Origin of the sequence: Paraburkholderia sp. NMBU_R16 (genome assembly GCF_013282575.1) — a bacterium.
Classification (GTDB): Bacteria; Pseudomonadota; Gammaproteobacteria; order Burkholderiales; family Burkholderiaceae; genus Trinickia.
Window position 1 is genome coordinate 62783 of sequence record NZ_JAAAYE010000021.1, and the last position, 14727, is coordinate 77509.

A 14727-nucleotide genomic window follows, 5' to 3' on the forward strand; every position below is an offset into this window, starting at 1 on the left:
CTGCATGTCACTGTCCTTCATTGCGGGGACCGCCGCCCGCGCCACTGTTACCGCCGTTGCCATCATTGCCGCCATGGCCGTCCCCACGCTCACCGCCATCTTCCAGCTTCGGCGCATGATGCGCTTGGGCCAAGCGCGCGGCTTCGTCGGGATCCTCGGTCTCGCCGGAGAACTTCGCGCGAATGACGACGAAGAACATCGGGATGAAGAAAATGGCCAGGAACGTTGCGGTCAGCATCCCGCCGATCACGCCCGTACCGATCGCGTGCTGGCTGGCGGAGCCCGCGCCGTTGCTGATCGCAAGCGGCATCACGCCCAGAATGAACGCCAGCGATGTCATCAGAATCGGCCGCAACCGCAGCCGCGATGCTTCCATCGCCGCCTCGACAGGTCCCATGCCTTCCTTGTGCTGCAACTCGCGCGCGAATTCGACGATCAGAATCGCGTTCTTCGCCGAAAGCCCCACCGTCGTCAGCAGACCGACTTGGAAGAACACGTCGTTCTCGAGCCCGCGCACCGTGGCGGCCAGCAGTGCGCCGATCACGCCCAGCGGCACCACCATGATGACCGAGAACGGAATCGACCAGCTTTCATACAGCGCGGCAAGACACAGGAACACGACGAGGATCGAGATGCCGTACAAAATCGGCGCCTGCGAACCCGACTGGAGTTCCTGATACGAGAGCCCCGTCCATGCGTAGCCGATCCCGGCCGGCAGTTTCGCGGCGAGCCGTTCCATGGCCGTCATGGCCTGTCCCGTACTCTTGCCGGCCGCGGCCTGCCCTTGAATCTCGACCGCCGAGATCCCGTTGAAGCGTTCCAGTTTCGGCGAGCCGTAGGTCCATTGCCCCGACGCGAACGCTGTGAACGGCACCATGGCGCCCGAGCCGTTACGCACGTACCACTTCGACATATCCTCGGGCGACATCCGGAACGGTGCATCGGACTGCAGGTAGACCTTCTTGATCCGGTTGTCCGTATCGAGGAAGTTGTTCACGTACTTCGACGCCCAGGCAATCGAGAACGTCTGGTCGATCGCTTCCGCGGTGACGCCGAGCGCCTGCGCTTTTTCGCGGTCGATATCGACTTTGAACTGCGGCGTGTCATTCAAGCCGTTCGGCCGGACCAGCGCAAGCGTCGGATCCTTGGCCGCCATCCCGAGCAACTGATCGCGCGCCGCCATCAGCGCCTCGTGACCATGCCCCGCGTTGTCGGTCAGCTCGAAGTCGAAGCCGGACGCGGTACCGAGCTCGGGGATCGACGGCGGATTGAACGGAATGACGAGCCCGTCCTTGTAGTTCGCATAGTGCATGAACATCCGCTGAATGACGGCCTGCACCTTCTGGTCCGCGTGCTGCCGCTCGCCGTAATCCTTTAGCCGCACGAAGACGAGACCCGAGTTCTGGCCGCGGCCCGCGAAGCTGAAGCCGTTGACCGTGAACACCGATTCGACGACCGATTTCTCTTTGTTGAGCAGATAGTCGGCGATGTTCGCGAGCGTCTTGCCCGTCGTCTCCTGCGTGGAGCCTGTCGGCGTGCGCACGAGAATGAACGCGTAGCCCTGATCCTCGTCAGGCAGGAACGATTTCGGCAAGCGCACGAACAGCAGACCGATCGCGACGATGACGACGATATAGATCAGCAGCCATCGGCTCGAACGGCGAATGACGTGATGCACGCCTTTCTGATATTTCTCGCGGCTCGTGTTGAAGGTGCGGTTGAACCAGCCGAAGAAGCCCGTCTTTTCCTCGTGATGGCCTGCCGGTATCGGCTTGAGGATCGTCGCGCACAGCGCCGGCGTCAGAATCAGCGCGACGAGCACCGAGAGCACCATCGCCGCGACGATCGTCAGCGAGAACTGCCGGTAGATCGCGCCCACCGAGCCGCCCGAGAGCGCCACCGGCACGAACACGGCCGAGAGCACGAGCGCCACGCCGACGAGCGCGCCCGTGATCTGGCTCATCGCCTTTCTCGTCGCCTCCCGGGGCGATAAGCCCTCCTCGGCCATGACGCGCTCGACGTTCTCGACCACGACGATCGCATCGTCGACGAGCAGACCGATCGCCAGCACGAGGCCGAACATCGAGAGCACGTTGATCGAGAAGCCCACGGCGTTCATGATCGCGAACGTACCGAGCAGCACCACCGGCACCGCGATCGTCGGAATCAACGTCGCACGCAGGTTCTGCAGGAACAGGTACATGACCAGGAAGACGAGCACGATGCCTTCGAGCAGCGTCTTGATCACTTCCTCGATGGACAGCCGCACGAACGGCGTCGTGTCGTACGGGTACTTCACCGCAAGGCCGTGCGGGAAGTACCGCGACAGCTCTTCGACGCGCTGGCGCACGAGCTTGGCCGTCTGCAGCGCGTTGGCGCCCGTGGCGAGCTGAATGCCCATACCGACGGTCGGCTGACCGTTGTAGGCGGTGTCGACGTTGTAGTTTTCGCCGCCGAGCTCGATGCGCGCAACGTCCTTGATGCGCACCTGCGAACCGTCCGGGTTCACCTTCAGCAAGATGTCGCCGAACTGACCGGGCGTGCGCAGCAGCGTCTGCTCGGTGATCGTGGCCTGCAGCATCTGTCCCGGCACGGAGGGCGTCCCGCCCAGCTGGCCGGCTGCGACCTGCACGTTCTGGTTCTGTATCGCCGTCGAGACGTCGACCGGCGTGAGCCCGTAGTTCGTCAGCTTGTTCGGGTCGAGCCAGATCCGCATCGCGTACTGTGTGCCGAACAGCGACAAGGTGCCGACGCCGTCGATACGGCTGATCGGATCCTGAATGTTCGAGGCGACATAGTTCGCAAGGTCGTACTTGTTCATGCTGCCGTCTTCGGACACGAACGCGAGCACGAGCAGGAAGCTGCTGCTCGATTTCGTCACCTTCGTGCCGAGCTGCTGCACGACCGACGGCAAAAGCGGCGTGGCGAGCGAGAGCTTGTTTTGCACCTGCACCTGCGCGATGTCAGGATTGGTGCCGGCGGCAAACGTCAGCGTGATCGTGGCGGTGCCCGAATCGTCGCTCGTCGACGAGAGGTACAGCAGGTGATCGAGGCCGCTCATCTGCTGCTCGATGACCTGCGTCACCGTATTTTCGACCGTCTTCGCCGAGGCGCCCGGATAGGACGCGCTGATCTGGATCGAGGGCGGCGCGATCGTGGGGTACTGCGCGATCGGCAGATTGAAGATCGACGCAATCCCCGCCAGCATCAGGATGATCGCAATCACCCACGCGAAAATCGGTCGATCGATAAAAAACTTGGCCATGTAACGGGCTCCCCTCTGTTACGCGCCGGACGCGGGCTGCGATGCCGACGCCGGCTGCGGGGCCGTGGCGGTGGAGGCGCCGGATGCCGGCGCCGCGAGCTGGGCCGGTACGGCCTTCACGGCCATGCCCGGGCGGACTTTCTCCGTGCCCTGAACGATCACGCGGTCGCCCGGATTCAAGCCGCTCTCGACGATCCAGTCGGGCCCACGCATGCCCGCGGTCACGAGCGGACGCGGCGCGACCTTGCCGTCGGCACCGACGACGAGCGCGCTCGCCTGTCCTTTCTGATCGTGCGTGACGCCGACTTGCGGCACGAGCATCGCGCGCTCGTTGACGCCCTCCTCGATGCGCGCGCGCACGAACATGCCCGGCAGCAGGACCCGGTTCGGGTTCGGGAAGATCGCGCGCACCGTGATCGAGCCCGTCGACTGATCGACGGTCACATCGGAAAACTGCAGCTTGCCCTGTTGCGCGTACGTCCTGCCATCTTCGAGAATCAACGTGACCTTCGCGGCGCCCGGTCCATTCGTCTTCAAGCGCCCTTCCTGGATTTCGCGACGCAGCTTGAGCCCGTCGAGGCTCGACTGCGTGAGATCGACGTACATCGGATCGAGCTGCTGAATCGTATCCATGAGCGTGGCCGCGCTCGCCTGCACATACGCGCCCGGCGTGACTTGCGAGACGCCGGTGCGGCCCGTGATGGGCGCGACGACGTCCGTGTAGCCGACATTGATCTGCGCCGTCTGAACGGCGGCCTTGGCCGACGCGACGTCCGCCGCGGCCTGCCCCTGCGCGGCAACGGCATTGTCGTAGTCCTGCTTGCTGACCGCGTTCGCGGCCACGAGCACCTTGTAGCGGTTCGCTTGGGCCGTCGTGCTGGCCAGATTGGCCTGCGCCTTGGCCAGCGACGCCTTCGCACTATTGAGCGAGGCGAGATAGGGCGCCGGGTCGATCTTGTACAAGCGCTGGCCGGCCTTCACTTCGCTGCCTTCGGTGAACTCGCGGCGCAGCACGATACCGTCGACGCGCGCACGCACCTGCGCCACGAGGAAGGCGCTCGTGCGTCCCGGCAACTCGCTCGTGACGGGGACGGCGCTGGTCGTGACGGTGACGACGCCCACCTCGGGCGTTTGCGGCGGCGGTGCCGACTGCTTTTGTCCGCACGCCGCGAGAATCATGGCAGCCGTCGCGGTAGCGATCAGGCGAAGAGGAACCGTTTCGACACGCATGGAGCGACCTCTGATCAATGACTGGGAACAAAGTAGGCCCGCTGCGCCCCATTCCCGCGAGGCGCGCGGCGCGACTCATGTCGCGAAACGCTTGAAGACGACGGCCCCACGAGAGGGCCGAACATGCACGGCACGTCGGGCGCGCGGCACCGCGCTGAGAAACCGGCGGCGCGCCTCGAGCGACAGCGCAAAGCTGGCGCGCGATCCCGCGCGCCACAGCCAGGGACCGATATTACCGGGAATCCGCACTGGACCATTCAAACGTAGGACGGTATTGTATATACATTCATCGATGTATGTAAAAGGTTTTCGTTGCGAAAGATGCGGATTTCGAGCAACAATTCTCGCCTGTAACACGCGGTAATCAATCGATCCGTTCTATTTGTCCGACTGTATCGTTACAGACACGTGACTGTCGGGAATCGACGAAACCCGCCAAGCGGAAAGCAAGATGGTCAGGAAAACGAAAGAAGAGGCACGAGAGACGCGCAACCGGATTCTCGATGCAGCGGAGCAGGTGTTTTATGACAAGGGTGTGTCGCGGACCTCGCTCGCCGACATCGCTGCGCAGGCCGGTGTCACGCGCGGCGCGATCTATTGGCACTTTGCGAACAAAGGCGATGTCTTCACGGCGATGTTCGACCGCGTCTTGTTGCCGCTCGACGAGCTTTCCGCCGGCGATGGCCAGCCGCCCGATCCCCTACTGCGGCTGGCCGAGAAACTCAAATGGTGTTTGCGCGCGGCGGCTATCGATCCGCAACGCCGCCGCGTCTTCGATATCCTTTTCCTGAAATGCGAATTCGTCGACGAAATGGGGCCCGTCAAGGCGCGCCATCAGGCCAGCATGGAAGAAGGGCTCGGCAAACTCGAGGACGATCTGCGCGCGGCCATCGAGCGCGGCCAGTTGCCGCCGGATCTCGATACCCAACGCGCGGCACTGTTTCTGCACGCGTTCGTCGGAGGATGTCTGCGCGATGCACTGATGCTTCCGCCGAAGATCGACCTCAGCGCGCACATCGAAGCGTTCGTCGATGCGTGCCTTCATACGCTGCGTACGAGCCAGGCTCTGCGCCGCGCGTGAACGGACGTAACGCAGAGCCGCTCGTCGCGCCAGCGACCCTACGCCTAAGCCCGCATCGCCGCGGCGCGCTGCCGGGCGGCCTGGTTCGACGCGTAGATCGAGCCGCGCTCGAGCGGCTCGCCCGCTGCAAGCGCCGCGAGCCATGTGTCGGTATCGGCCACGGACGCGAAGCGCGACTGCAGCACCACGCAATAGACGCGATGAATCTCCTGCGCGCTCGCAAAGCCTGCGCTGTTCTCGTAGGGCACTGAACCCGAGGCGTCGGACAGAAACTCGACGGCGAAACCCGCGTGCAGCGCGTGAACGATGGTCGAGGCGTCGCAGTTGTGCGTCATGTAGCCGACCACCGTCAACGTGTCGATTTCCCGCTCGGCGAGCCATTGAGCAAGGTCGGTCCCCGCGAATGCGCTCGGCAGCGATTTCTCGACGTAGTGATCGCGCTCACGGCCGGCGACCACCGGATGCAGTTCAGCTCCCGGCGTGCCGCGCGCAAAAAGCGGCGAGCCCGCTGGCGCGAAGTTCTGGACCACGACGATAGGGACCGAGGCGGCGCGAGCCGCATCCATCGCCCGCCCGATATTGGCGAGCGAACTCTGGACGTTCGGAAATTCGATCGGCAAATCGCCGGTGACATATTCGTTCTGCACGTCGATGACGACGAGTGCACGGCGCGGGAAACGGGACATGGTGAGCTCCTGATGTCGAAAGGGTCCGCGAGGCGGAAGACGGACTCCATTCTTCCGTTCCGGGCCGCCCGTCGATAGTGGCCCGAATGACATTAATCGATATAATCGGGCCAATCCAATCGTCGCATTCTCTGCCAGACGGGAGTCTCATGCGCCAACCGAACGCTGGCTCGCCCGACGCCGCGCCCATCGTCGCTGTCGTCGCTTTCGACGGCATCAGTCCGTTTCATCTCTCGGTGCCGTGCATCGTCTTCGGCGAGGACTACAGCGCGGGGCATGTGCCGCGCTTCGATTTGCGCGTATGCGCATGCCGCGCGGGCGATCTCGGAACAAAGGCGGGATTCACGATTACGGCAGCGCACGGGCTCGATGCACTGGATGTCGCCGACATCGTCATCGTGCCGAGCTGGGACGGCGCTTTCCGGGAACCCGAGGACGCGCTGATCGCTGCATTGCGGCGCGCTCATGCGCGTGGCGCGCAATGCGTGGGGCTGTGCCTCGGCGCGTTCGTCCTGGCGGCCGCGGGTCTGCTCGACGGGCGGCGCGCGACCACGCACTGGGCGTGGGCGGGCGAATTCGCCCGGCGCTACCCGGCCGTGGAGGTCGATGCGTCAGTGCTCTATGTCGATGACGGCGATATCCTGACCTCTGCCGGCACCGCCGCCGGCCTCGACTGCTGTTTGCACGTTCTGCGTACGCGCTGCGGCGCGCAGGCCGCGAACTACGTCGCGCGCCGGCTGGTCGTACCGCCGCACCGTCAGGGCTCGCAGGCTCAATTCGTGGAGCAGCCAGTCGGCAGCGACGCGCGCGATGCGCGGCTCGTCGCGCTGCTCGATTGGGTCCGCGCGAACGTGCACGCCCCCCATACGCTCGACTCGCTGGCCGAACGCGCGCTGATGAGCCGACGCACCTTCACCCGGCGGTTTCGCGAGGCGACGGGCACCACCGTCGGCGCATGGCTGCTCACGGCACGGCTTTCATGTGCTCAGCAGTTGCTCGAGACCACCGACGAGAGCGTCGATGCGGTCGCCGAATCGGCGGGCTTCGGCTCGGCCGTCTCGCTGCGGCAGCATTTCGCCGAGGCATTGAAAACGTCGCCGAGTGCATACCGGCGGGAATTCCGCGGCGCGGCGCGCGCGGTCGCTACTGGAGGCGGTGCAGCAGATAAAGCAATGCCCCGACGATGACGATGGCAAGCGCCCAGGCCCACGGCGGCATCGCTCGGGGTTCGCGGCGTTCGAGCCCGTGCGAGCCGCGCGCGCCAAGCAGCAGACCGCTCAATCGGCCCGAGGCGGGCGCCGGCGCGTCGACGTGTGCACTGCGGTGCACGAGGCCTGCCAGATTGATCGGCCGCAGGAACACATGCTGGCGCCGACTCCATCCGGCAGGCGCCGCACGATTGGGCCGTTTGCCGTGCTTGGCCTCGACCACGGCGGCGAACTCCGCGAAGAAATCCTCGGCCAGCGCTTGCAGCGCATTTTCGATTTGCCCCGGCGGCAACGCGGCCAGCGGCCCCGTGAGCGTTGTCCAGATCGCGTAATCGATGCGCGTGGTCTGGGCCGCATCGCCGGACCCGGCAGGCTCGAGTGCGATCTCGAGTTGGCCCCGCAGCGAACCGACGCCGGCCGCGCCGGCCTTGAAGTTGATCACGCGATGCAATACGCGAGCAGGCTCGCGCTCGGGTGAGTCGTCGACGTCCGCGAGATGGAGCCGTACCTCGTAGCGTCCTCGGAGCGGACCGACAGGCACGGTGAACGTCAACGCGAATTCCCCGTCGGGCAATCGGGTGAACGTCTCGCAGTTCTCGAGGCTTGCGCGCACGAGCGCGAGGTCCGACAGCGCTTGGGCCACGACGGCGGGCGCAAGGTCGACGCGCACCGCATCGGTCAGCTCCATGACGACTCCCTTCGCTGCATGCGCGGCTCCTCGCGTCAGCTTACGACGTCTGGTCGATTCGATCGACGCGCTCGCTGAAAAACGCCAGGCAATCCTTGATCGCGGCAGCGGATTCGTAGGGCGACTCGTAGCTCCATGCCACGTTTTGGATGACCTCGCCGTCTTCCGTGCGCAGATGAAAATACGAGGCATCGCCTTTGTAGGGGCAATGGGTCGTCGTGTCCGAACGCGAGAAGCGCGTCATGTTGACGTCCTCGCGCGGGAAATAGAAAACATCCTGCAAGCCGGTCTCTTTGAGCGTGAATCCCCGGCTCGTGTCCGCCAGCGTGATTCCGCTGTGAATCACCCGCAGACGATGCGGGTTGGGCTCGATATCGACGCGATGGGCATTCGTCATGGCGATTCCCTTGGCAAGGTTCGAACGGAGATGCGCCTTTGCGGCAATGCAAAAAGCCACGGGTTCTCACCCGTGGCTTCCATTATCAGACAAAGATCGCGCACGTGCGCGGCTGGCATGCGCTACTGCGTGTTCCAGTGAAAGTCCGCATGCGCACCGGGCTTACCCGTAACGGTCACCGCGCGAGTTTGCTCCTGGTCCTTGTAGCTCGCGTGCACCGTGTAACGGCCCGGCGGCAGCTTCACGAGCATGTATGGTCCCTTCGAGTCGGTCGACAGCACCTGATCGTTGCCCGCACCGAGAATCTTCACATGGACGTCGGCCAGATAATCGGCCGTCGGTCCCGTGAAACTCAGCGACAGCGGCCACTGATGTGCAGCGCTCTTGAGCGCCGTCGACTCGTCCAGACCCACGCCGCCCGACACGTACGACACCGAACCCTCGTGCTGAACAGGCGGCATGCCGCCGCCGTTCGCGTTGCCGGCGCTCGTCATGTCGGTCGTCGTACCGCCGACCGTACCGGCGCCGGAGGAGGCTTGCGCGAACGCACCGCCTGCGAACCCGAGGGCAAGGACCGCGGCCAGGGCCGAGAGTCTTGCTCGTTTGCTGTTGGGTGTTTTCATGGCATCACTCCTTTTTTCTTCATAACGAAGAGACTCAGCAATGCCCGTGCCCGGCGGGGCGCGATGCCCCGGCACGGGCTGCTGGGTTCAGCCGAGATCGACCGGCACGAAGATCTGCGCATCGTTGCGCTGGATCAGCAGCGCGACACTGCTGCCGGCCTTCGCAATGATTTGCTTCAGTTGCTCCGGCGACGAAACCGGGCTGCCGTTGACCGCGAGGATCACGTCGCCGGGCTGTATCCCCGCGCTCGCGGCCGGACCCGACGATTGCTGCACGACGAGGCCGTGATTCAGCGAACTGCTGTTCTTTTCCTGCGGCGTCAGCGCGCGCACTGCGACGCCCAGGCGGCTCGGCGCGGCGCTCGCGGTGCTGTTGTCGGCCACCTTGGTATCCGAGAGCGAGCCCAGCGTGACCGTCAGCTGCTTTTTCGACTTGTCGCGCCAGATGTCGAGCGTGGCCTTGCTGCCGGGCTTCATCGCCGCGATCTGCGCGGGCAGATCGGTCGAATCGCCGACCGCCGCGCCGTTGACGGCAAGAATCACGTCGCCCGCTTGCAGGCCCGCCTTCGCGGCCGGGCCGCCCGGATCGACCGAGCTCACGAGCGCGCCGGCCGGTTTGGGCAGGCCGAACGAGTTGGCCAGAGTCTGATTGACGCCCTGCACCGCCACGCCGAGCCGCCCGCGGCTGACATGGCCGTGCTTCACGAGTTCGTCCTTGACACGCATCGCTTCATCGATCGGGATCGCGAACGACAGTCCCTGGAAGCCGCCCGTTTGCGAGTAGATCATCGAGTTGATCCCGATGACCTGCCCTTGCAGGTTGAACAGCGGCCCGCCCGAGTTGCCGGGGTTGACCGGCACATCCGTCTGAATGAACGGCGTGTAGTTCTCGTCGGGCAGCGAGCGGCCCTTCGCGCTGATGATGCCCGAGGTCACCGTGTTCTCGAACCCGTACGGCGAACCGATCGCCACGACCCACTGACCGACCTTGCTCTGCTGCGGATCGCCGATCTTCACGACCGGCAGGTTCGAGGCCTCGATCTTGATCACGGCGACGTCGGACTGCTTGTCCGTACCGATGACCTTCGCGCGGAACTCCCGCTTGTCGGTGAGCTTGACCGTGACGACGTTCGCGCCATCGATCACGTGCGCATTGGTCAGGATGTAGCCGTCATTGCTGATGATGAAGCCCGAGCCCAGGCTTGCGCTCGGGGTGGCGTCGGGCTGCGCGTCGCCATCGCCGTCGTTGAAGCCGGGGAACTGGCCGTAAAAGCGCTTGAAGAACTGATAGAACGGATCGCTCGGATCGATCGGCAGTTGTTGCGCACGGCGTGCCGTGCGCTTCACGACATGCTTCGCGCTGATATTGACGACCGCCGGACCATAAGCCTCGACGAGCCCCGAGAAGTCGGGGATGCCGGTTTTCGCGGCGGCTTCGGCCGGCATCATCGGCGCAGCGTGCGCAGCCGTGATGATCTGGGGATCGGCGTGGCGCGTGCCCGCCACATAGCCTCCGGATACAGCGAGCGCAACCGCGACTGCGATCGCCCCGCGCGACAGAACTCTCCTGTTCATCGAATGGGCCTCCTTGCTTGATGGAACGCAGAGTAAGGCGCCTGGCTTAAAGGAGCCTTAACGGTGCGGCAACCCGCCGCACCGGGCTACGACGCAGGAGAAACTCAAAATTGCACGGTGACGAGCAGCCCGCCAAGCGCGGCGTCGCCCAACTCGATCGTCGCGCCGTTTTGCGTAGCGACGCGTTTGACGATGGCCAGACCGAGGCCGCTGCCCGAGACGTCGGCACGGGCGCGCGCCGACGCATCGCGATAGAAGCGGTCGAACACGCGCTCACGCTCGTCTGGCGGGATGCCGGGGCCGCTGTCGGCGATCTGCACGCATGGCCGCGCCTCCTGCCCCACCGTGAGCGTCACATCGATGCGCCCACCCGGCGGCGTGTACTTGACGGCGTTATCGAGCAGATTGCCGAACATCGCGCGCAACGCATCGGCATCGGCCATGACGGTGGCCGGCTGCGCGTCCTCGAAGCCCAGATCGACGCCGCGGCGCTGCGCGAGCGGTGCATGCGCGGCGACGCATTCGGCGAGCAACAGTTGCAAGTCCACCGAATCGCGCACGGCGCCCGCCGCCGGCTCCGCGCGCGCGAGCGCAAGCAGTTGCTCGGCAAGACGCGTCGCGCGCGTGACACCGGCCTGCAAATCGTCGAGCGCCTCGCGGCGGGATGCATCGTCGCGCGCCCGCGCCACGAGCTGCGACTGAATCTGCACCGCGGCCAGCGGCGTGCGCAACTCGTGCGCGGCATCGGCCACGAAGGCGCGCTGCGTATCGAGTGCCTCGGTCAGCCGCGCGAGCAGGCCGTTCAACGCACGCACGAGCGGCTGCACCTCCAGTGGCAGCCGCCTGTCGGGCAGCGGATCGAGCGCTTCGGGCCGCCGCGCATTGAGCGCCCGCGTCACGCGCGCAAGCGGCGCCAACCCGCGCCCGACGATCACCCAGACGGCGAGACCCAAGAGCGGCAGCAGCACGATGAGCGGCCACAGCGTGCGCAGCGCGACGTTCGCGGCCAACCGGTTGCGCACGGACACGGGCTGCGCGAGCTGGACGACGTTGTCGCCGACGATGGCGCCATACACGCGCCAGTCGCCGCGCTCGGTACGCTCGGTCGAGAACCCGAGCTCGGCGCGCGGTGCGAGCGGCGCGCGCGGATGGGAGTAGTACATCAGTGCGCCCGTGCGGCTCCAGATCTGGATGACGATGCCCTCGTCGGCCTCCTTGTGGGCGCCGAAGATCTGCGAGAAAGGCTCCGACGGCAGCGCGGCGGCGATCTCCTGCAACTGGTAGTCGAAGAGTTCGTTGGCCTCGGCGAGTGCCTGGCGATAAATGAGCCAGCCCGCCGCACCCACGCCCGCAACGACGATCGCGAGCAGCCAGACAAGCAGTTGATGACGAATGGAACGCATTGAAGAAAACGAGAGGACCGCGAAAAGGAAGCGCTCAGGCGTCCTTCGCGATCATATAGCCGAGGCCGCGCACGTTGCGGATGAGTTCCGCGCCGAGCTTCTTGCGCAGCGCGTGGATGTAGACTTCGACGGTGTTGCTGCCGATCTCCTCGCCCCATCCGTACATTTTTTCCTCGAGCTGACTCTTGGAGAGCACGGCGCCGGGGCGCGCGAGCAGCGCCTCGAGCAGCGCGAATTCGCGCGCCGACAGCGCGACGGGCGCGCCGTCGAGCGTCACTTGATGCGCAGCCGGATCGAGGGTCAGCGTACCGTGACGGATGACGGACTCGCTGCGCCCCGCCTGCCGCCGGATCAGCGCCCGCATGCGCGCCGCCAGCTCGTCCAGATCGAACGGCTTCACGAGATAGTCGTCCGCGCCGGCATCGAGCCCCTTCACGCGGTCCGCGACGGCGTCGCGCGCGGTCACGATCAGCACCGGCATCGTCAGCCCGCGCGCGCGCATCGCGCGCAGCACGTCGAGGCCGTCGCGCTTGGGCAGCCCGAGATCCAGCAGGACGAGGTCGTACGGCTCCCCGGCCGCGGCAGTCAACGCGCTTTCGCCGTCTTGCACCCAGTCCACCGCGAAGCCCTCGCCGCGCAGCGCTTTACGCACGCCTTCGGCAATCATCTTGTCGTCTTCGACCAGCAATATCCGCATTGCATCCGCGCGGCCGACCGCGCCAGTGTCGCTCATGAAGTGCATTGTAGCCGGCTCGGCGTACCGTCGTGCCGCCCGCACCGGGACGCGCCGCTCTACAATGTCGGCTTTGTCCGACCGTTCGCCATGCCCTTCGTGCCTTTCATGACGATCGCCCCGCTCGCCGCGCTGCTCAATCGGGTTTGCCGTCTCGCCCCGTCCTCGGTATTGCCCATGCGCCCGGAAGCGCCGCGCGCGATCGTCCGGCCGCGGCGCCGCGCGCGGGCTTGCGCACGAAGCGCGGCCGCGCTCGGCGTGACGATGAGTCTCGTCTTTGCCGCCGGTGCGGATGCCGATGCGCGCACACTCAAGCACCGGCCGCACATCAACGTGAGCACCGAGTTGCCCGTCACGGTCACGCGCGCGCTGGCTCGCGCCCATGTGCCGCTGAATTCGGTCAGCGTGGTGATCGAGCGCATCGGCAACGCGACGCCCGCCGTCGCGCTCAATGCCACCAAACCGATGCTGCCCGCCTCCACGATGAAACTCGTGACCACCTACGCCGGTCTCGCGATGCTCGGGCCCGACTACCGGTGGCGCACGCGCGCCTACGCGGACGGCACGGTGGATGCGAACGGCGTGCTGCACGGCGACCTCTACATTCAAGGCACGGGCGATCCGAAGCTCGTGCCGGAAGAGCTCGTCGATCTCGTCGACAAGATCCGCAAGAACGGCATCACGGGCATCGACGGCGCGCTCGTGCTCGACAAGCGCTTTTTCGATCCATCCACGCGCGATCTGCCGCCGTTCGACGACGATGCGAACGCCCCGTACAACGTCGGGCCGGATCCGCTGCTCTATGCATTCAAGTCGCTGTCGTTCACGCTGACGCCGGCCGGCGACGGCGCTGTCGCCATCGACGTGCTGCCGCCGCTGGCTCAGCTCAAGGTCGACAATGCGCTGCGCGCAAGCCCGGGCCCGTGCGTGGGCGCGGCCGATGCGGTGACGCCGAACGTGACGCCGCAAGGCGACGGCACCGTCGAAGCGATGTTCGCGGGCAATTACCCTGCGCGTTGCGGCCCGCGCACGATCAACCTCGCGGTGCTCGATCACACGGCGTTTTTCGCGGGCGGCTTTCTCGCGCTATGGCGCCAGGCGGGCGGAACGTTCAAGGGCACGACGCACGAGGGTGCCGTCCCGTTCGGCGCACGGCTCGTGGGGACTCACCACGGCCCGCCGCTCGCGGACATCGTGCGCGACATCAACAAGTTCAGCAACAACGTGATGGCGCGCAATCTGTTTCTCACGATCGGCGCCGTTGCCAGCGAGCCGCCCGCCACCCCGCAAAAGTCGGCCGCGGCCATCGAGCGCTTTTTGCATTCGCATGGACTCTCGATGCCCGCATTGACCCTCGCCAACGGTTCCGGGCTCTCGCGCGACGAAGAGGTCAGCGCGCTGGGACTCGCCGAACTGTTGCAAACGGCGAACGCCAGCCCGGTTGCCCAGGTGTTCGTGGCTTCGTTGCCGATTGCAGGCGTCGACGGCACCATGCGCAACCGGCTACGCAACGAACCCGTCTTAGGCAATGCGCATATCAAGACCGGAACGCTGCGCGACGTGCGGGCGATCGCGGGCTATGTCGCCGCGGCCAACGGCGAAAGCTATGTCGTAGTCAGTCTCATCAACGACGAGCATGCCGCCGCGGCCCGCGAAGCCCACGACGCACTGCTCGAATGGGTTTATCGCGGATTGAAGTGAGGCGAGCGCCGGCGCTGCCTCGACGCGTCCGCACATCGGCCGACGCGTTTGCCACACGCTTGCCGCTTGCCCGATGACACCCACCGCTCGTACCCGTTCGCTCGAATACTTCTTCTAAGATAAAGTGCGCCGCCGCG

General features: G+C 65.7%; 12 protein-coding genes. 3 read left to right on the plus strand and 9 right to left on the minus strand.

The genetic code is table 11. The features are described 5' to 3' along the window. Positions 1 to 7: 7 nt before the first annotated feature. Together GWC77_RS13160 and GWC77_RS13165 are read right to left on the minus strand one after the other, a co-directional pair. Positions 8 to 3265 carry an efflux RND transporter permease subunit gene (locus GWC77_RS13160; protein ID WP_173257370.1) on the minus strand — a complete coding sequence of 1086 codons (3258 nt, stop codon included), beginning with the start codon at positions 3263 to 3265 and terminating at the stop codon, positions 8 to 10. An 18-nt stretch (positions 3266 to 3283) separates the two neighbouring features. Continuing rightward, positions 3284 to 4495, minus strand: a complete 1212-nt coding sequence (locus tag GWC77_RS13165; RefSeq protein WP_173257372.1) for an efflux RND transporter periplasmic adaptor subunit — start codon at positions 4493 to 4495, stop codon at positions 3284 to 3286. Positions 4496 to 4946: 451 nt separating this feature from the next. On the opposite strand from GWC77_RS13165, the gene GWC77_RS13170 reads away from it, so the two are divergent. Further along, a complete protein-coding gene (locus tag GWC77_RS13170; protein ID WP_173257374.1) occupies positions 4947 to 5576 on the plus strand; it encodes a TetR family transcriptional regulator in 630 nt (209 codons plus the stop codon). A 44-nt stretch (positions 5577 to 5620) separates the two neighbouring features. Here the strand turns inward: GWC77_RS13170 and GWC77_RS13175 are convergent, their stop codons facing one another. Continuing rightward, entirely contained in the window at positions 5621 to 6262 is a 642-nt protein-coding gene (locus GWC77_RS13175) for a cysteine hydrolase family protein (protein WP_173257376.1), read from the minus strand. Between the two features lie 149 nt (positions 6263 to 6411). On the opposite strand from GWC77_RS13175, the gene GWC77_RS13180 reads away from it, so the two are divergent. Then, positions 6412 to 7449, plus strand: coding sequence for a helix-turn-helix domain-containing protein (locus tag GWC77_RS13180; RefSeq protein ID WP_173257378.1), 1038 nt, complete (start codon positions 6412 to 6414; stop codon positions 7447 to 7449). Here the strand turns inward: GWC77_RS13180 and GWC77_RS13185 are convergent. The 6 genes from GWC77_RS13185 to GWC77_RS13210 form a co-directional block, all read right to left on the minus strand. Continuing rightward, positions 7406 to 8158: a CoxG family protein gene (locus GWC77_RS13185; protein WP_173257380.1), complete on the minus strand. Its 753-nt coding sequence runs from the start codon at positions 8156 to 8158 to the stop codon at positions 7406 to 7408. The two genes, GWC77_RS13180 and GWC77_RS13185, sit on opposite strands and share 44 nt — an antisense overlap. Before the next feature lie 40 nt (positions 8159 to 8198). Continuing rightward, positions 8199 to 8555, minus strand: a complete 357-nt coding sequence (locus GWC77_RS13190; protein WP_173257382.1) for a DUF427 domain-containing protein — start codon at positions 8553 to 8555, stop codon at positions 8199 to 8201. Positions 8556 to 8677: 122 nt separating this feature from the next. Beyond that, the gene (locus tag GWC77_RS13195; RefSeq protein ID WP_173257384.1) at positions 8678 to 9178 is read right to left on the minus strand and encodes a carboxypeptidase-like regulatory domain-containing protein; all 501 of its coding nucleotides are present in this window, start codon (positions 9176 to 9178) and stop codon (positions 8678 to 8680) included. An 87-nt stretch (positions 9179 to 9265) separates the two neighbouring features. Then, the gene (locus GWC77_RS13200) at positions 9266 to 10753 is read right to left on the minus strand and encodes a DegQ family serine endoprotease (protein ID WP_173257386.1); all 1488 of its coding nucleotides are present in this window, start codon (positions 10751 to 10753) and stop codon (positions 9266 to 9268) included. 104 nt (positions 10754 to 10857) lie between these two features. Beyond that, positions 10858 to 12156 (minus strand): ATP-binding protein, encoded by a 1299-nt coding sequence (locus GWC77_RS13205; RefSeq protein ID WP_173257388.1) that lies wholly within the window; start codon positions 12154 to 12156, stop codon positions 10858 to 10860. A 34-nt stretch (positions 12157 to 12190) separates the two neighbouring features. Further along, positions 12191 to 12853, minus strand: coding sequence for a response regulator (locus tag GWC77_RS13210; protein WP_173257437.1), 663 nt, complete (start codon positions 12851 to 12853; stop codon positions 12191 to 12193). A gap of 300 nt (positions 12854 to 13153) precedes the next feature. Between GWC77_RS13210 and dacB the strand changes: the two genes are divergently transcribed. Beyond that, the gene (gene dacB / locus GWC77_RS13215) at positions 13154 to 14590 is read left to right on the plus strand and encodes a D-alanyl-D-alanine carboxypeptidase/D-alanyl-D-alanine-endopeptidase (protein ID WP_254366940.1); all 1437 of its coding nucleotides are present in this window, start codon (positions 13154 to 13156) and stop codon (positions 14588 to 14590) included. Positions 14591 to 14727: the final 137 nt, after the last annotated feature.